Source organism: Colwellia aquaemaris (assembly GCF_057548755.1).
Genome location: NZ_BAAJLV010000003.1, coordinates 350,415 through 369,118 on the forward strand (window position 1 = coordinate 350,415; position 18,704 = coordinate 369,118).

General features: G+C 37.6%; 16 protein-coding genes. 10 read left to right on the top strand and 6 right to left on the bottom strand.

Annotation, left to right across the window (positions count from 1 at the left end):
- Window positions 1–17: 17 nt before the first annotated feature.
- On the bottom strand, window positions 18–1,868 hold the full coding sequence (locus AC27HL_RS11060) for a DUF885 domain-containing protein (protein WP_487081047.1): 1,851 nt from the start codon (window positions 1,866–1,868) through the stop codon (window positions 18–20).
- A 165-nt stretch (window positions 1,869–2,033) separates the two neighbouring features.
- Here AC27HL_RS11060 and AC27HL_RS11065 point away from each other — a divergent pair, with 165 nt between their 5' ends.
- Window positions 2,034–2,489, top strand: coding sequence for a GNAT family N-acetyltransferase (locus AC27HL_RS11065; protein ID WP_487081048.1), 456 nt, complete (start codon window positions 2,034–2,036; stop codon window positions 2,487–2,489).
- 109 nt (window positions 2,490–2,598) lie between these two features.
- Here the strand turns inward: AC27HL_RS11065 and AC27HL_RS11070 are convergent, their stop codons facing one another.
- Entirely contained in the window at window positions 2,599–3,939 is a 1,341-nt protein-coding gene (locus AC27HL_RS11070; RefSeq protein ID WP_487081049.1) for a M28 family metallopeptidase, read from the bottom strand.
- 152 nt (window positions 3,940–4,091) lie between these two features.
- Window positions 4,092–4,625, bottom strand: coding sequence for a YaeQ family protein (locus AC27HL_RS11075; protein ID WP_487081050.1), 534 nt, complete (start codon window positions 4,623–4,625; stop codon window positions 4,092–4,094).
- A gap of 192 nt (window positions 4,626–4,817) precedes the next feature.
- Here AC27HL_RS11075 and AC27HL_RS11080 point away from each other — a divergent pair, with 192 nt between their 5' ends.
- The 3 genes from AC27HL_RS11080 to AC27HL_RS11090 all read left to right on the top strand — a co-directional run bounded on the left by AC27HL_RS11080 (window position 4,818) and on the right by AC27HL_RS11090 (window position 9,269).
- Window positions 4,818–5,945 (top strand): pyridoxal-phosphate-dependent aminotransferase family protein, encoded by a 1,128-nt coding sequence (locus AC27HL_RS11080; RefSeq protein ID WP_487081051.1) that lies wholly within the window; start codon window positions 4,818–4,820, stop codon window positions 5,943–5,945.
- Window positions 5,946–6,200: 255 nt separating this feature from the next.
- Complete coding sequence (locus AC27HL_RS11085) at window positions 6,201–6,965, top strand: hypothetical protein (protein ID WP_487081052.1); 765 nt, start codon at window positions 6,201–6,203, stop codon at window positions 6,963–6,965.
- A 246-nt stretch (window positions 6,966–7,211) separates the two neighbouring features.
- A complete protein-coding gene (locus tag AC27HL_RS11090) occupies window positions 7,212–9,269 on the top strand; it encodes a spermidine synthase (RefSeq protein WP_487081053.1) in 2,058 nt (685 codons plus the stop codon).
- A gap of 64 nt (window positions 9,270–9,333) precedes the next feature.
- Here the strand turns inward: AC27HL_RS11090 and AC27HL_RS11095 are convergent, their stop codons facing one another.
- On the bottom strand, window positions 9,334–9,753 hold the full coding sequence (locus AC27HL_RS11095) for a VOC family protein (RefSeq protein ID WP_487081054.1): 420 nt from the start codon (window positions 9,751–9,753) through the stop codon (window positions 9,334–9,336).
- 93 nt (window positions 9,754–9,846) lie between these two features.
- A complete protein-coding gene (locus tag AC27HL_RS11100) occupies window positions 9,847–10,914 on the bottom strand; it encodes a helix-turn-helix transcriptional regulator (RefSeq protein WP_487081055.1) in 1,068 nt (355 codons plus the stop codon).
- Between the two features lie 196 nt (window positions 10,915–11,110).
- Here AC27HL_RS11100 and AC27HL_RS11105 point away from each other — a divergent pair, with 196 nt between their 5' ends.
- The 6 genes from AC27HL_RS11105 (at window position 11,111) to AC27HL_RS11130 (ending at window position 17,778) form a co-directional block, all read left to right on the top strand.
- Window positions 11,111–11,944, top strand: coding sequence for a DUF2306 domain-containing protein (locus tag AC27HL_RS11105; RefSeq protein WP_487081056.1), 834 nt, complete (start codon window positions 11,111–11,113; stop codon window positions 11,942–11,944).
- A gap of 334 nt (window positions 11,945–12,278) precedes the next feature.
- Entirely contained in the window at window positions 12,279–13,271 is a 993-nt protein-coding gene (locus AC27HL_RS11110) for a YncE family protein (protein WP_487081057.1), read from the top strand.
- 168 nt (window positions 13,272–13,439) lie between these two features.
- Window positions 13,440–14,801 (top strand): M20/M25/M40 family metallo-hydrolase, encoded by a 1,362-nt coding sequence (locus tag AC27HL_RS11115; RefSeq protein WP_487081221.1) that lies wholly within the window; start codon window positions 13,440–13,442, stop codon window positions 14,799–14,801.
- A 574-nt stretch (window positions 14,802–15,375) separates the two neighbouring features.
- A complete protein-coding gene (locus AC27HL_RS11120) occupies window positions 15,376–16,236 on the top strand; it encodes a LysR family transcriptional regulator (protein WP_487081058.1) in 861 nt (286 codons plus the stop codon).
- 227 nt (window positions 16,237–16,463) lie between these two features.
- Window positions 16,464–17,192: a methyltransferase family protein gene (locus tag AC27HL_RS11125; RefSeq protein ID WP_487081059.1), complete on the top strand. Its 729-nt coding sequence runs from the start codon at window positions 16,464–16,466 to the stop codon at window positions 17,190–17,192.
- Window positions 17,193–17,235: 43 nt separating this feature from the next.
- A complete protein-coding gene (locus AC27HL_RS11130) occupies window positions 17,236–17,778 on the top strand; it encodes a hypothetical protein (protein ID WP_487081060.1) in 543 nt (180 codons plus the stop codon).
- Between the two features lie 31 nt (window positions 17,779–17,809).
- Here the strand turns inward: AC27HL_RS11130 and AC27HL_RS11135 are convergent, their stop codons facing one another.
- On the bottom strand, window positions 17,810–18,703 hold the full coding sequence (locus AC27HL_RS11135) for a LysR family transcriptional regulator (RefSeq protein ID WP_487081061.1): 894 nt from the start codon (window positions 18,701–18,703) through the stop codon (window positions 17,810–17,812).
- Window position 18,704 lies beyond the last annotated feature (1 nt).

An 18,704-nucleotide genomic window follows, 5' to 3' on the forward strand; every position in this document is an offset into this window, starting at 1 on the left:
TATCTGTTACTTTTGTATTACTTTTGGTTTTGAATATAGTCGTTAACCATAGCTTCTAGTACATTCAATGGCACAGCACCATTGGTCAGTACGACATCATGAAACTCACGAATATCAAATTTGTCACCTAATTGTTGTTTTGCTTTTGCACGTAACTCAACAATTTTCAACATACCAATTTTATATGCGGTTGCTTGTGATGGCATAACAACGTGACGTTCAACCATTTTTATCGCGTCAGACTTAGCATTAGGTGTGTTATTTACATAATATTCAATGCCTTGCTCACGATTCCATTTTTTAGTGTGGATACCCGTATCAACAACAAGTCGACAAGCGCGCCATAACTCCATGGCTAAACGACCAAAATCTGAGTATGGGTCTTGATAAAAGCCAATTTCTTTTGGGATCATCTCTGAATATAATCCCCAACCTTCGCTATAAGCTGTGTAACCGCCAAATTTTCTAAATTTTGGAATACCTTCAAGCTCTTGCTTAAGCGCAATTTGCATATGGTGACCAGGAATGCCTTCATGGTAGGCAAGTGCTTCCATTTGATAAGTAGGCATTGCCTCCATATCGTACAGGTTGGCGTAGTAAATGCCAGGTCTTGAACCGTCTGGTGCTGGTTGTTGATAAAATGCTTTACCGGCCGACTTCTCTCTAAAGGCTTCTACTTTCTTAACTTTTAAATCAGCTTTTGGCTTAGTAATAAAGAGCTGATCTAATTCGCCCTTCATGGTGTTAATTAGTGCTGTTGCTTCTGTTAAGTAGCGCGTGCGTCCGGCTTCATCGCCAGCATAGTAAAACTGTTTGTCATGACGCATAAATTGGAAAAATTCATTTAGTGAGCCTTTAAAGCCTACTTTCGTCATGATCACGCGCATTTCGTCATGAATACGTTTTACTTCATTTAAGCCAATTTGGTGTATTTCTTCAGCACTTAAGTCTGTTGTTGTAGTGCGCTGTAAGGCATTGTTGTAAAAGTCTTCACCGTGTGGGAATTTCCAAGCACCGTCTTTATTGTCGGCCTTTTTCTCAAGAGCCGTTAAGTAGCTGATTAATTGTTGGTAACCGGCTTTAAATTCATGGCTAAGGGCAGAAACTAACTCATTAATTAGTGCTGATTTTTCTGTCTTAGAAATATCTAATTTATTAACTTTATCGGTAAAGTCTGCATAGAGGGTGCTATCTGCCCCTTTATCAAATGGTGCGCCAATTAGTAGGTTTTTTGAATCTCGAATGACATGTTCAAAAACAAATTTAGGGGCAATAATGCCTTTATTTTCTCTAATTTTAAGTTGCTCTGTAAGTTGTTCCAATAACTTTTTCGCGTTCTTTACTCGGGCAATATAGTCACGAGCTTGTTTCACATCTTTAATGCTGTGCTGATTTATCAAAAGTGATGGTATTTGTGAGTGAATACCAAACATTTGGTTGACAGGGTAGTTGTGGTGACGCCACTTGTAATCAGCAATTTGTTGCTCAAGTTTTTGTGTTAATAGTTGATAACTTAACTTGGTCTGTTTATCTAAATTGTTAACGTCAATTACTTGAATTCGCTTTAGTGCAGCTTTTGCGAATGCGAGCTCTTTAGCGCTATTTTCTTCTGAAAGGTTTTGCCATTTATCGTAATCTGTTTTTATACCAAGGTAGGTTTGACGAACAGGGTTGCGGTTAACGCCTTCCATAAAAATAGTGTCGAACAGTTCATTGGCAGCTTTTGATGCCTCAACAGTGCTAACTTGAGAGATAGCCGCTGATGCAGTATTTGCTGAATTTGTTGCGTTATTGTTAGATTGTTGTGCACAACTTATCGAAACAGCAGCTGAAATAGCTGCAACTAATAGTGTTTTTTTAAAGAGCATAGCGTCTTCCTAGTATGTTGAATAAGTTATTGTGTCGCTTTTTTAATATAGTGATCAAGCATTCAACGTTCAGTTGCACAATTATTGCGATAACCACCAGTCGTAACTTTTCCTCACTTAGATTAAGATGATGCTGATAAAGTTAATACGAGCAATACAGTAAAAATGTTAAAAGAAAATAAAGCAAAAATTTCCTTTAGACAGGCCAGTAAAGAAGATCGAGGTTTTTTGTTAGCCTTACGTAAAGCGTCGATGAACGAACATCTGATAGCGGCGGGTATCATGTTAAATGATCAGCAGCATTTACAACGTATTGACGAGTATTTTTCAGACTCTCACTTAATTCTTCACGATAATAAGATGATCGGACTACTTAAACTTGGCTTGTTCTCTGATCGTATTCATATTCGCCAATTTCAGCTATTGCCAGAATTTCATGGTTTAGGTATAGGTAGTTTAATTTTAACTATGGTGAAGCGAAAAGCGATTGAAAAGCAAGTTTCTATTACCTTGAATGTATTATTAAACAACCCAGCAAAACAGCTTTATTTACGACATGATTTTACGGTTAGTGGCGTTAATGAGCTTGAGTATAGTATGCGCTGGCAACGACCAGCTTGAATGTGAGCTTACTCTTATTATTGTAGATAAAATCCGCTGTTACTTGCCTTGGTGTGACTAAATAACAGCGAGTTTTATTATTGGTTAATAACTACCTAAAATAGCCTTGCTAGTATATTTTGCCTAGTGCTCGCACTTTTTCTTTATCAATCCGTGTTGGGGTAACATCACCATCAACTATTGATTGGGTGGCAGTGGCCAGAGATTCGATAACTTTGTGCATTGAGTTTAAGTCTAAGCTTGCTAGGTCGTCAGACACCTGATGATAGTGTTGGTCTTTATCAAGTTGTGTACTACTAAAACTATGTGCAGGCACACCTAAACGTGCCAATGTTGCATTGTCTGAACGATAAAATAAGCCTTGTTCTGGATAGGGATCTTTATATATTTGCGTATTTTTTGCAGCGAGTTTTTCGTTTAATAGCGCTCCTAAATTAGAGCGTTCCATGCCTGTCATCCAAACGGTTCCCGCGCCGAACTTTGATGGTTTGCCGATCATTTCAATGTTTATCATTGCAATAACATCGTCAGGATTTAACTGCTGTGAAAAATATTTTGAACCAAAACCGCCAATTTCTTCTGCGGTAAATGCACTAAACATTAACGTACGCTTGTTATTACCTTTTTTGGCATAGTACTGTGCTAAATTGATAACTGCTGTTGTGCCGGAGGCGTCATCATCAGCGCCATTATATATTTGCTTACCATCAGGTGTTGTGCCTAGGTGGTCATAATGGGAGGAATATAATACAATTTCTTTTTCACTTTCAGTGCCAGGTAATACTCCAACCACATTAGTTAATGATTGCTGAGTAATATTGGCACTGGCTTCAACATTATAGTGGCTAAGGTCAGAGTCATCCGCTAATACCATGACGATAGCGCCATTGTCTTCAAGTAAAAGTTTTGTTAATCCTCGTTTAAAATAACCTTGGTAGCCTTTAAAAAGTTTACTATGAGCGCTATCGATCACAACAAGGTGTTGACCACCTATTTGATTTAATTCTCTCAGTTTCGCTCTCATATCATCGTCTTTGCCGATAATGTGAGTTTTAGCTGTATTCGTTTGCCATTTCAATTTTGCAACTGTGGTTGCCATTGCAAGGTTTTCGCTGCTTATACTTTTGCCATTTATTGATACAGATAACGATTGTGGTTGAATTTGATAAACCGTAAATGTCTGTAAAAAGCTATTGTTTGAGTTATCGCTTTTTAGTGGTGTTAAGCCGATGTCGGCAAATCGCTTGGCGATATAATTTGCTGCTTTGTCAATTTCTGGGCTAAAACTAGCACGACCGTTTAGCTCATCGCTTGCTAGGTAAGTGATATCTTCAATTACTTGTTTTGCGGGAATTAATTCAGCAAAACTTGAAAATGAGCAACTCATTGCGATTGCTACTGCTAAGGTTTTAAATTTAACTTTTGCATTACTTATTTTTGAATATGTCATTTTGATTACATGCGCCGTGTTATTATTATGTACCCAAGCCACTTGCTGAACCCAGTATCTTCAGATTGTTTGGGTATAGGTATGCTAGTTACTATTAAAAATTTAAATCAAAAATTCAATAGCTTGGTAAAGTTTTGTTACAGGTAAATAGGCTATTTTAGTTTACTAAGTTCGATCAATAAGGTTTCTTCATCACAGTTTAACCACAGTTGACCATCTTGAATACTGACTTGAAATTCCATTGAACGTTGCGCTAATTTTGCTAATGCCTGTGTAGTTTCTTCGCTAAAGCACTCAATTGTTAGCTTATCAAATTGATTCAGCTTATTTTCAACTTGTTGCCACCAAGTATTAACACTTGTGCCATAGCAATAAAGTTTAACTTGCTTGGCACGATTACAGGCTTTTTTCAGCCGTTTTTCCTCTATTTGCCCAAGCTCTATCCAAAGCTCAATTTCTTCACTGTAATTTATTTGCCAAATAGCAGCTTCATCTTCATCACTAACGCCTTTACCGAATTGTAAGTTTTCATTGGCATTTAGGATAAAGGCAATGAGTCTGATCATCATACGTCGATCGGTTTCAGATGGATGCTGGGCAATAGTCAACTGCAGTGTGTCATAGTAATTCCGATCCATATCTGATAGGTGAATGGTTGCTTTATTGATAGTTGATTTTAATGCCATGAGTTTTAATAGAAATTAGAGTAATTAATTCAGCATATTACCGTTTATTATCTTTCGGTGATAGCAACTTATTTCGGTTAAGTATTTTTACTTCTATATTTCTAGTGAATACTTGGCATAACATGGATTAATTTATGTGATGTTTGCATCAGTGTTAAACTGCACAACATTCTTTCATTTGGAACTGCAATTATGACTATTCAATCATTTATCCCACCACAGCGCACTTTAATGGGACCTGGGCCATCAGATGTAAGCCAACGGGTTTTATCGGCTTTAGCAAGGCCAACTGTCGGGCATTTAGACCCGTCGTTTATTGGTATGATGGACGAAGTAAAACAGTTATTGCAGTACGCGTTTAAAACCTCGAATGCTAACACTATGGCCATATCGGCACCAGGCTCTGCGGGTATGGAAGCGTGTTTTGTGAATTTGGTGACATCTAAAGACACCGTTGTAGTTTGTCGTAATGGCGTGTTCGGCGCACGTATGATTGAAAATGTTACCCGTATTGGCGCAAATTTAATTATTGTTGATTCGCCATGGGGAAGAGCCGTTGATCCGCAACAACTTGAAGATGCATTGCAAAATAATCCACAAGCTAACTTTGTTGCTTTCGTGCATGCTGAAACGTCAACGGGGGCGTGTTCTGATGCTAAGACTTTATGTGAAATTGCCAAACGTCACCAATGTTTGACTATTGTTGATGCCGTGACGTCGTTAGGTGGCGTAGAGCTGCGTGTTGATGAGTGGGGAATCGACGCTATTTATTCCGGCAGCCAAAAATGTTTGTCATGTGTGCCAGGTATATCTCCAATCAGTTTTAGTGACCAAGCGAGTGAAGTTATTACTAATAGGTCGACACCTGTGCCAAGTTGGTTTTTAGACCAATCATTGGTTATGGGCTATTGGTCAGGTGAGGGCAAGCGCGCTTATCATCACACTGCGCCGGTAAATTCATTGTATGCGTTACATGAATCTTTGCTAATGTTGCAGCAAGAAGGCATAGAAAATTCGTGGGCTCGCCATAAATTACAACATGATAAATTAGCCCAAGGGTTAACTAATTTAGGGTTAGACTTTATTGTGCCTGCCGATGAACGTTTACCACAATTGAACTCTGTTTATATTCCAAAAGGTATTGAAGATGCCAAAGTACGTCAGTACCTTTTACAAGAATACAACTTGGAAATTGGTGCTGGTCTAGGTCAATTCGCAGGCCAAGCATGGCGTATTGGTCTAATGGGCTTTGGCGCGAGAAGTGAAAATGTAGCGCTATGCCTTAGTGCCTTAACTGATGCCTTAGCTCGTTTTAGATAATCCACATTAGTGGCGATGAAACCAATACCTGCCTGCATAGCTTGGTCGTTAAATTTATATTCGACTTGTAAATCTAGCAAACTTTGCATTGTTTGCTAGACTTTAGCCGTTCATATGCGAGTTATGTGGTACCCGGTATTAAATAATAAGTGGTAATAAGTGGTAATAAGTAGCCATTGCCAAACTTTGGCGTTTTAGCTTATGAATTATTTCAGGTGAATTTGCTCTGCATAGTATTCACTATGAGGGTTCATAATGTGTAAAATCAACTTTACTAACATATTCAAAAGTTTAATATTTTCTCTAATCATTTTCAGTACTTTTACTCAAGGTGCTGAAACTAAGTCTAACCTTGCAGATATTTGGATAATGATACCAAATGAAGGTCAATCTGCTAAATTTGAATCAGCGTTTAAAGCGCATTTAAAATTTCGCCAAAAGCAGCAAGACCCGCGTATTTGGAAAACATACACGCCAGTGGTGGGGCGAGATATCAGTTTCTATGTTGTTCGTAGCTGCTGCTTAAGTTGGAAGGATTTAGACAGCTATCAGCAATGGTCTGAACAAGCAAAAGTCCTTGCTCATTGGAATAAGAATGTTGCGCCTTTTGTTCGTCGCTATGAGCATTATTTTAGTGAGCTAGATTTTGCCAATAGTCATTGGCCTGAGTCAAATGAGGGCATGAAATATTTTGCGGTTACTGAATATCGGGTAAAAATGGGTAAAAGAGCGAGTTTAGCCGAAGGGAAAAAAATGCTCAGTGAGTATGCAAAAGCCATGAAATGGCCTTACCATTGGTCGTGGAGTGATCAAATAGGTGGCAAGGAAAGCTTAAGCTTAGTTATCCCGTATAATAATTATGCTGATATGGCGCCGCCGGAAGAAAGCTTTTATCAAGCCATTGTTAAACACCTTAAAGATGAAGATAAAGTTAAGGCGATTTTTAAGCAGTGGAGTGGTAATTTTAAATCGACAGACTATACCATTTATCGCATTCGTCCTGACTTATCGATGAACTAGCGTTACGTACTGGCATGAGCGACATCAAGGTAATCGTTACGAGTTTTTTAATGCATTACCTTTTTGTCATGTTTTTAATCACAAAATGTCATGTGCTATAAATGCTTAAAGCATTGTAATGACAAATCTGCTTGGCCAACCATTGTGACTATTCGATAGTTTTTCTATAAAATTATCATGAGATTAGTTAACATTGCCAACTATTGATTAATAGGCAATACAAATGCCGTTGTTATTTCCCCATTTATGAATTTTCTATTTGTTATATTTTTAAGTGCATTTTTACTATTCCAAGTTCAACCATTAATTGCTAAACAAATTTTACCGCAGTTTGGCGGTGGGGCGGCGGTATGGACAGCTTGTATGCTGTTTTTCCAAGCATTGCTGTTTATTGGTTATCTTTATACTCACATGTTAACAAAACTTCATAGTGTGAAAGTTCAAGCCTATATTCATATTGTTATTATTGCTTGTTGTTGGCTATTTTTGCCGATCAGCTTGGTTGATATCGGGCTTTCTGAAGAAAAATTAACACGTTCGCCTTTAGCCGGAATTGTTATCTTGCTTGCTGCAAGTGTTGGTTTACCTTATTTTTTATTGGCAACGACCGGCCCGCTACTGCAAAGATGGCTGAGTATCATTAAATTAAAAGCTTTGCCTTACAAGCTGTATTCATTATCGAATGCGGGTTCTTTATTGGCATTGTTAAGTTTCCCGTTTGTTTTTGAACCTATATTAACGGTAAGCCAACAGTCAAGTTATTGGTCAGTATTATTTGTGGCGATGAGTTTGTTTTTACTAGCACTTTGTGTGCATATTGCAAAACAAAACTTAACCATGAAAATGCATAGTTCTTTAATTGATAAAACACAAAGAAGCGATGAGTCATCTTTTTTAAAGGCAATATTGTGGTTATTTTTAGCGGCTGTAGGTGTTATTTTATTAATTTCAACCACCAATGCTATGACTCAAAACTTACCTCCTGTACCGTTTTTGTGGATCATGCCACTTTGTCTTTATTTGTTAAGTTTTATCATTTGTTTTCATAGCCCTCATTGGTATGTTCGCTGGTATTGCTTTGCGTTTTTCGCTATTGCTGGTGTTGTTGGTTTGCTGATGTACTTTATTGGCTCTCAATTTGGCATTGTTTCTCAAATATTTATTTATGCCGCCATTATGTTCAGTGGCTGCATGATATGCCATGGTGAATTAGCTAAGTTACAGCCAAAAGTAGAGAAATTAACATATTATTATTTAATGATTGCACTGGGCGGTTTTCTTGGTAGTGCATTTGTTACCTTTATAGCGCAACAAGTGTTTCAACAATTTAGTGAGTATCCGTTAGGTATTATTGCCGTTTTTGTTTTAATGGCTTGTAGTGTGCAAGCAGACACTGAGCGAAAAAGTGGTTTGATGATGGCGAACGTTGGCACAGCATTAGTTTTGGCGATTAGTTTCTATTATTTAAATCAGGCATTTATTAAAACTAACGTGTATAGCGAACGCAATTTTTACGGCATTATAAGTGTTAAAGATGTCAATATTGATGGCAAAATGGAGCGACGCTTAATTGATGGTACCACATCTCATGGTACCCAAAGTTTAGAAGCTGGCGCTAGTTTAACGCCTTTAAGTTATTATCGAAAAAATACCGGCGTTGGTGTTGCGCTTGCTGTGTTACAAAAAAAGGGCGAGCTAAATGGCATTCATGTTGGCGTTGTTGGTTTAGGTGCTGGAACATTAGCCGCATATGGTGATAAAAATGATAAATTTCATTTTTATGAACTAAATCCTGCGGTTATACGTGCCGCCAATCATTATTTTAGCTATCTTTCGAAATCTAAGGCGGCTATTAGTATTAGCCAAGGAGATGCGAGAGTTACACTTAATCGGCAGTTAGCAAAGGTTGGTAGTCAGCAGTTTGATTTGCTAGTTATTGATGCGTTTGCCGGCGATGCCGTTCCTCAGCATTTGTTAACACAGGAAGCGTTTGAACTTTATTTTCAACATCTTAAACCGGGCGGTATTTTGGCTTTTCATGTTTCAAATAGCCATTTAGATTTGGCTCGTTTAGTTAATGATACCGCAGCTAGTTTAGGAAAGTTTTCTCGTTACTTTTTTACTAAGGCAAGCAGCGAATACCAAAATGACGCTCAGTGGTTATTATTGTCAAATGATCAGGTCAGTTTAAATCAGAGTTTATTTCAATTGTATTCGAGCCAAGATTTATTGCAAAAGACGCCAGATGGTCAGGAGGTTATTTGGACGGATGATCACAGCAATTTACTTTCTGTATTAAAATAGGCTGATTTAAAACCCCCTTTCGTTTTACGGCTAAATATTGATTATTTAGCCGTAATTGTTCTAACTACCAACTTCCGGTATTTTCCATGCTTGCCCATGGCTCTTGAGGTGCTAAGCGTTCACCTTTTTGCAATAGCTCTATAGAAACGTTGTCTGGTGACTTAACAAATGCCATATGGCCACAACGTGGAGGACGATTAATAATAACCCCGGCAGACATTAGCTTTTCACAGGTTTGATAAATGTCATCCACTTCAAACGCTAAGTGCCCAAAGTTGCGACCAATACTATAGTCTTCCTCTGAATCCCAGTTGTAGGTTAATTCAATTTCCGCAGCACCAACTTCGGTTGCTAAAAATATTAAGGTGAATTTACCTTCTGGTACGTCAACTCGGCGTGTTTCAATTAAGCCTAATTTTTCTACATAAAAGTCTAATGATTGTTCTACGTTTTTTACGCGAACCATAGTGTGTAAAAATTTCATTCGTGCAGGATCCAAATCATTTTTAAATTTTTCTAAGTTTAACTGTTACTTAGCTTATAGAGAAGCTAATTGCGATAAGTTAATGACTTAAATTTAGGCTAATTCATTTTGCCGGTATTGATTAGGCGTAAAGCCCGTTTGTAATTTAAAAGAGCGAGTAAATGGTCCAATTGATGCAAAGCCGCTTTCTAAGGCGACAACAAGTACCGACCATTTTTGTTTTTCGGGGTCACAAAGCAGTCTTTTAGCATGAGTTATGCGTAAGTCGTTAACATATTGATTAAAGTTACGCGCGTTGAAATTGTTCTTAAGCACTTTACTAATTTTATATTCAGAAACTTCAAGTTCACGGGCAATATCCGCCACTTTTAAGTTTGCTTTTAAATACAAAGACTGTCTGTGCAGTAATGCTTCAACTTTTTCTGCGAGTACTTGATCAAGCTCAGGTATTTCAGGCTCTTCAGGAGTATTTTGTTCGCTGTTTGTACTTATAATGTTTTTCACTTGCTTTTTTACTGTTTTAAAGCGCCAAAGCATTAATACTTGTGTGTTTATTAATACAAAGAAAATAATGACTGCAGTTATCAATTCTTTTGCGGCAAGGTTTTCAATAAATATCCCCTGCGATAATTTACTAAATGCAACGGCAAAGCCAAAAGTCGCTAAAAATAATAAACGCTGGGCTTTACCTTTTTTATTATCAGTGTTGTAACCGCGGCATCCCTCCCAAAAGGAGAGCATAATAACAGTCGATGATAATAAAACCGTTAATTCACTAACGATATATGGAATGATGCTGCTATTTTCTAGCGTAAAAAATGCACTGTTATTAATAAATAAGTAGCCTTGGTTTATCATGATTAGCAGTGCAATTGCGATGGCAATAGTAATATGAGGCGGTGAAATGGCGTTTTTTTCTCTAAACAAGCTACGCGAAAGTAACCAATAACCATTGCAAGTAGCGCAAGCTGCCATACCTATCAAATACTGGTAGGCGCCAATACTATCCCCGGAAATTTTTTTTGTCGCCATTAAGGCAATAGAGCCACAAAATAAAGCAAATATAATGTGAGCTAATTGCTTATCACGTACTAAAAGCTGAGCAATTAATAACATTAAACTGATAACAAGCAAGACAGAATATATATTTGTTAGGTCCATTTGTATTTACCAGTTTAGTTATAGTATAGAAAAATCTTACCAATCGAGAGGTTCTTGTTCAATACACATTTTATTAGTAAATATTTCTAAAAAATGTATGCCGAATTTTAAATTCGGTGCGATTTATGTTCTTTGCGCATGCAAAATTTAGCTTAATTAATAAGTAAACATATAAAGGTTAAGTATGCAGGTTTTGATGGATAAGGTCGGACAACCTCTGGTATCAGCAGAGAAAACGTTAAGTAATATTGTTAAGTTTTGGGTAGGAATTGTACTGCTAGGACAATGGTTTTTTGCGGCATATATTTTAAGTATTTATGCGGCGCCAACATTATTTGGCGTGACTGAATTAACCTATTCTTTATCGCCAGGGCAAGCGGCAAAAGCAGAAAGTAACACGGCAGTGTTTATATTTTTTGCCCATGTTCTGCCAGCGGCTTTGATGGCAATGTGCGGTTTATTTCAACTTTTCCCGATAATACGAAAAAAATATCCGAAATTTCATCGATACAATGGCCGGTTGTTTATGGTGCTAGGTTTATCTGGCGCATTGACCGGCCTGTATTTAACTTGGGGCGCAGGGTTTAGGTTTAGTGATTTAGGTAGCTTAGGTGTAACGTTTAACGGTATTTTAATTCCTATCGCCATCTATTTTGCTTGGAAAGCGGCAATCGAGAAGCAGTTTTCGATTCACCAACGTTTTGCAATACACAGTTTTATTTTAATTAATGGTGTGTGGTCATTTAGGCTGTATTTAATGGGATGGTTTGTCATAAACCAAGGAGCGAATGGCAATACCCGTAGCATTGACGGTCCGGCTGATATAGCGCTATCTTTTGCCTGTTATTTGCTGCCGATGGCCATTGCAGAAATAATTTTTTGGGCGCAGCGAAATAAAAATAATAATATTAAATGGTTTGCTGCAGTTTTTGCTGCAATGGGCGCGATAATAACTACTATAGGTGTTTTTGCTGCAGGCACTATGATGTGGCTACCAAGAATTAAGCAAGCATTCGCGGGCTTTTTATAGCCAATGTTTTTTTAAATAATGATTACTCGGCGGCCAGTTAATTTTCTAGCCGCTTGTTATGATTGTTTTTTAAACACAACTTTTGTTTTTCTAATCGAGAATATTTAACCTGAACTCGGGTTAAGAGATAATCTAGTTTATTGAGATGTATAAGATAAATTATTGCATTTGCCTCTAGCTTGATAGTTTTAGTTAATTCAAGGCCGATTCACGCGTCAATAGCTAGCCTATTGGAAGTGAATTAAACGCAGAAGTAAGTAGAAATAGCTGTTAGAGCAATATTAATTAAGCCGAGCTCAGGTTATTTAGACTAATGATTTAAAAAGGAGCCAAAATGAAAACAATTAATTATTTAGTTTATATATTATTTATATGTTCTATCAGCACATTGGCAATGGCTAGCGATGAAGGCATGTCAGGAACGTTAATCGTGGTAAATAAAAAGGCTGACACGGTTAATTTCATTGATCTTAAGAGCCGTAAAATCAAATTCACACGTGCAACGGGTAAAGGGCCTCATGAATTAGCAATAAGCGCGGATGGACGTTTGGCGGTAGTTACAGATTACATTGGTGGTAATAGCTTAACTGTTTTTGATGTGCAACAAGCAAAGAAGATTAAAACCATTGATTTATCTAATTACCCTCGACCTCATGGCGTATTGTTTTTAAAAGATCAACGAAGGGTTGCTGTATCTTCTGAAGTTTCGGATAGTGTAGTCATTGTTGATATCATATCTGGCCGGATTGATAAGGCAATTGATACCAAACAAAAAGGCTCCCATATGGTGGCGTTGCCAGAATCTAGCGAACGAGTATATACCACTAATATGGGCTCAAATACCGTATCTGAATTAGATGTACAGTCAGGGACTTTGCTTCGAAAAATTTCAACACCTAAAATACCTGAGGCGATTACGGTAAATAAAGCTGGGTCAGAGCTATGGGTGGGGAGCAATGATGACGGCTTGCTCACTGTATTTAATTTAAATAATGTTGGCGTAATTAAGCAATGGAGTGGCTTTAGTTTTCCTTATCGAATACTACTGACAAACGATGAACAATATGCGGTGATCCCAGACTACAAGCGTAATACACTTGACATAATTGATGCGAGAAATAAGAAAAAATTGCAGCAAATAGTGTTTGATAGCGGAACAGGGCCTAAAGGGGTGATTTATCACCCAAATGATAGAACTTTGTTTATGTCAGCTTACGGTAAAGATAAGGTGCTTGTTATTGACATAATGTCAGGTAAAACATTGTTTGAGCTGCCCACAGGGAGTGGCCCCGACGGCATAGGATATTCACCACTAGTACTACCATAAAGTCGTCGAATAATTTTTGAGGTTGTTAATTTAAAAAGTTGGCGTAAACGGCGTGAAAGATTTAGACTTCCTCATCTTTATTTAAAAGTAACTCATCGATTAAAGTTTCATCATGGAGCAAAAATGAAATTATTGAAAAATGTGACGCTTAGTGCGTTGTTGTGTGTAATGAGTATGCCATTAGTTGCTAAAGAGCCAATAATAACAAAGCAACAAAAAGAAACAGCTCAACAGTTAATGGAAACAGCACTTAAAAGCGAACTTGGTTTCAGTATTGTAGAATCATTGACCACAGAAATTGGCCCTCGACTTGGTGGCTCAGAGGCGGAAAAGCGCGCACGTGACTGGGGGGTAAATTTAGGCAAAGAGTTAGGTTTTGATAAAGCCACAATTGAAGAGTTTACTATGCCATTTTGGGATAGAGGCCATCTACATATCGCTTTAACGTCACCTTATAATCAAGAATTATATGGTTCAGCGTTAGGTGGTGGTGCGCCAAGCGAAAAAGAAATTAATGCGCCTATTGTTTATTTTAGAGATATTCATGCGCTAACATCGGTTGAAGATGGCACGCTAAAAGGCAAAGTTGCCTTTGTAGATGGCGAACCTATGGTTAAAAGTCAAACGGGGGCAGGTTATGGTCCATCAAACCAAAAACGCAGAATTGGCTGGAAACATGCTGAGCGTGGCGGCGCAAGTGCGTTAATCATTCGTTCCGTAGGCTCAGATTCTCATCGCTTCCCGCACACGGGTATGATGAGTAAAAACGGTGATAAATGGGCAAATATTCCAGTTATTGCTATCTCAAACCCAGATGCTGACCACTTACGTCGCTTACATAACTTAGATAAGCCTCTTTCTATTTCGCTACATTCAGGCTCTGATTGGAAAGGTGAAGTTACTAGCGGTAATGTTGTATTAGATATTATCGGCAGTGAAAAGCCTGAAGAAATTGTTCTTATTGGCGGCCACTTAGATAGCTGGGATTTAGGCACAGGAGCAGTTGATGATGGCGCTGGTATTGCGATAACAACAGCTGCCGCAAAATTAATTGCCAACTTACCTAAACGTCCAAAACGTACTATTCGTGTTGTTATGTTTGGTGCTGAAGAGGTGGGATTATTAGGTGCTTTTGCTTATGCTAAGCAACACGAGAAAAATCTCCATAACCATGTTCTTGCTACAGAGTCTGACTTTGGTGCGCGAAATATCTGGCGCCTCGCTTCTAACGTTAACCCAGAAGCGACAAAGTTAGTAGATGAAATTGCTAAAATCATCGCGCCTTTAGGCATTGTTCGTGGTGGCTCAGACGTTAAAGGCGGTGGACCTGATATTATTCCTATTGCCAATAAAGGCGTTCCTACTATTCGCTTAAATCAAGAAGGTACTGATTATTTCGACTTGCATCACACACCAGACGATACATTAGATAAGATCAACCCTGATGAATTAGCACAAAATGTCGCGGCATATGCAGCAACAATTTTCCTATTTGCTGATTCGAATGTGGATTTAAAAGCGAAACCATAGATTGTTGCAAATACAGAAGTATTAAAAAGGAGGCTATTTCGCCTCCTTTTTAATATCAATTTCAGTCGATTTAGTTAGACTTTGTATTAGGTGCTGATAAAAGCCAGCTGAATTCTTATGTTATGAAATACGGGTAATATTGTTGAAATAATTTTACTATCGAAATAGTCTTTCCATCTTAAGCTGCCCAATGTAAATTTAAGATACTCAGTCTTATCTTTAAATTCACACAAGTTTTCAATATTACCGACATCATAGCGTGGTTGACGGGCAACACAGATATAACAGCCATGTAAAATAGGCCAGTGGTGAACGCCAAATTTAAACTTTCTTGCTACAATTTTACGTAGTTTTTGCTCAACCTTAATCGCATTTTAACTCATGACTAAACTCATGTGATCGGAAGCTCGGTTGATATGAGTGTTACCACTTTTGGATGCTAGCTCTAAAAAAACAGAAGATAGCTGCTGCCAAGGTTTAATTAATATAATCAAAATCTTTTTTCACAATAGTAAACTATGTTTAATAATAGAGCAGTGTTTGAAGCTAAATTGAAAACAACTTGAGACAGTAAATGATGAAAATCAATACCGACAGGCTGAATGCTTTTTATCAAGTTGCACTTGATAAAAGCTTTTGTAAAGCGGCAGATACGCTCTGTATTACGCAATCTGCACTATCTCAACGTGTGCTTAAAATTGAACAAGAAGTTGGTAGTAAGCTACTGATACGTGGCAATGACGGTATTGGTTTAACAGAGCAGGGGAAACTACTGTTTGAATATGCCAATGAACAACAGGCAAGAGAGCAAGATGTTTTAAACAATATTTCAGGCCGTAGTGCTATTGCTAATGGTATTGTCCGTATTGGTGCTTTTAGCTCTGTAATGCGCTCTGTGATCATGCCGTCGCTTATTCCTCTGATAAATTCACCACACCAGTTAAAAGCTGAGTTTTATTCTAAGGAGTTGAGAGAGTTATTACCTCTGTTGATGTCAGGAGAGGTTGATTTTATTGTCACAGATGAAGTGCTGGAAGAGCCATTGATTGAATCTATTGTTCTTGGTGCTGAAACACTAGTGCATATTCGTAATAAAACCCTTTGGCACCAAGTTATTCCTCCCTGCTTTTTGGATCATGACGTGCATGATATGACCACTTTTAATTTTTTCTCGGCACAAGGTCATTCAGATTTTGAATTTGACCGAAACTTTTATGACGATGTTTATGGCATTTTAGACGGTGTAAGACTTGGCTTTGGTGAGGCGATTATTTCCCAGCACATGATAAAAGAAGATGACCGTATAGAAGTGGTTCCACATGAACAGGAAATTCAAAGCCCAGTTGTACTTTGCTATATTAAAAACCGCTACCTTTCCACATTACAAAAGCAAATCATTGTGCATTTACAGCAAAATGTTCCTAGCTATTTATAAAAATCCACTAATTTTAAAAAGCTTTTAAATAAAAACTCTTGATAAAAACTCCTAAGTTATTGTTTTCAAATTTTTAAAGTTTAATTAATACCCTAATTAAAATTATTAATTTTACTGCGGTTATTTTCATCGATACGCTGCTTAGCAATGGATACATTAAATCAAATGTGAAGTACCAGTGTAATAACTAACAGTGTATTAAATGATTTTAAAATGGAGTCGATGAAATGAAAAAGCTTGTTATTTCTCTGTACGGAATTTTTGCGTATCTTATAGGTTTATCAGGGCTTACCGCCTTTATTCTTTTTATGGGGGGATGGCATTTTTTACCCATTCACATTAACGCTAATGTTGCACTTGGTAGTACGATGCAAGCCGTTATGATTAATATATTCATTTTAACCTTATTTGGCTTGCACCACAGTATTGCAGCAAGAGCTTCATTCAAAGAAAAGTTAACTCGGTATATTCCCGCAGAATTAGAACGTAGTACTTATGTGCTTGTATCAGGCATTTTTATGTACGTTTTATGTTTTTATTGGCAACCTGTAGCAGGTGCAGTTTGGCACATTGACAATGCCGTCATCACAATTTTACTAAAAATTATTCATGTTGCTGGTTGGCTTGTTATGGTTGCCGCCACCTTTGAAATTGACCATTTTCATTTAATGGGCTTAAAACAAAGCTTAACTACAGATGTCGCTGAAGGAAAAAAACTAAAAGAGAATTTTTTATATAGTGTCGTTAGGCACCCCATTCAAACTGGTGTACTAATGGGTGTTTGGTCAACTGCCTACATGAGTATGACCCAGTTCATAATGTCGGTTGGTTTAACTTTCTACATCGTTGTTGGTTTGTATTTTGAAGAAAAATCGCTTATTTCACATTTTGGAGATACCTATCTTGATTACAAGAAAAGGGTACCTGGCGTGATTCCATTTTGGCCAACGCATTAAGTAATCAACGAGTTAGCTGACGTAGATAAATGGAGTGTAGAACATGAAAAAGCCAAGTATAAAAACGATATGTAGAATGGTTACTTTTTGCTGTTTATTGGTCGTGAATTCCAATAGTTATGCATCATTAATTTTTCAATTTGATAATGCCGAGGTTGCTGAAGTTGATTTTGTCGGTATTGAGGTTTCAGATCTCTATTTATCATTTGGGCCAGACACATTAGACATTGGCGATGCATTTGACTTATTGGTTGGGTCAACGTATGGCAGCAGTGATCTAGCTTATGCAGCAGGTTTTAGTTTTAATATTGATGGCATTGAAGGTTTTGGTTTAGGAAATATTGTCAGTTTTACCCCGCAAACAGAGCAATTTTTCATTACGTTTGTTAGGCAGGCTGGCTCCTTTAATGTGAGTGGGGTTACCGCACATTTTAATAATAACGGCCAAGGGGCAAATTTTTATGGCGTTGCCCAACGCCCCGAAAACTCTGTAGATGTATCTGAGCCTGCATCGTTATTGCTATTACTGTTAGCACTAGGATTTTTCTGGTCTGCAGTTATAGTTAATACTTATCACAATGCTTAATCGCTATTTCAAAACCACTTGTGCCTTCGTTTTATAAAGCGTCAGCACTTCGTAATAAGGCATCAAAAAAAGCTAGCGCTGCTTTGCCTGTTTTACTCCCTTTGGGCAATGTAATATGCAAAGGCACTTGGTATTTTTCATTATGTTCGATGTTGAGTATTTTTAGCTGTTTATATTTCTTATGCTGTAAAACATGTGCTGGTAAACGACAAAAACCTAGTTCATGTTCAATTGCTTTAATGGCATGATCGAAGTTATCTACTGTGATTCTTTGATTCGACTTTAACCAACCAACATTTTTTGTGTCAGTATTTGACTGTTTCCCGCCTAAATCTCGGATCACGATTTGGCAGTAATTTACTAAATCGGAAGTGCAAACACTTTCTAATTTCGCTAAAGCGTGATTGATATGTACTACAGGTATCATTGTTGTAGCGGAGAATACTTGTGCTGGATAATTGGTTATAGGTAGCGTGATTATGGCAATATCTGCTTGCTCATTTGTAACCATCTGCGTTGTTTTTGACAGAGAAGTTTCAACAACTTGAATAGACGTCGTTGAATTGCTGGCTAAAAACTCTTTCATTGGTTCATATAGTAAAGCTGGATCACAAAGGTGATCCATCGAAATGGTTATTTCAGACTCAACGCCTTGTGCGAGTTGCTGGCTAATTTGCTCTAAATCTTTAGCTTGTTCAATCATACTTGTCGCTCTTCGTAGTAGAGACTTAGCATGATGAGTTAATACTGCTCTACGCCCGTTTATTTCCAGTAGCTTCACATCTAATTGTGTTTCCAATTTTTTAATGGCGTAAATTAAGGTTGTATGGCTTTTATTGAGTGACATTGCCGCTGCTTGGATGCTACCAGCATTATCCACTTCTTGTAATGTAATCCATTGTTCAAGAGTACTTTTTAATCGCATA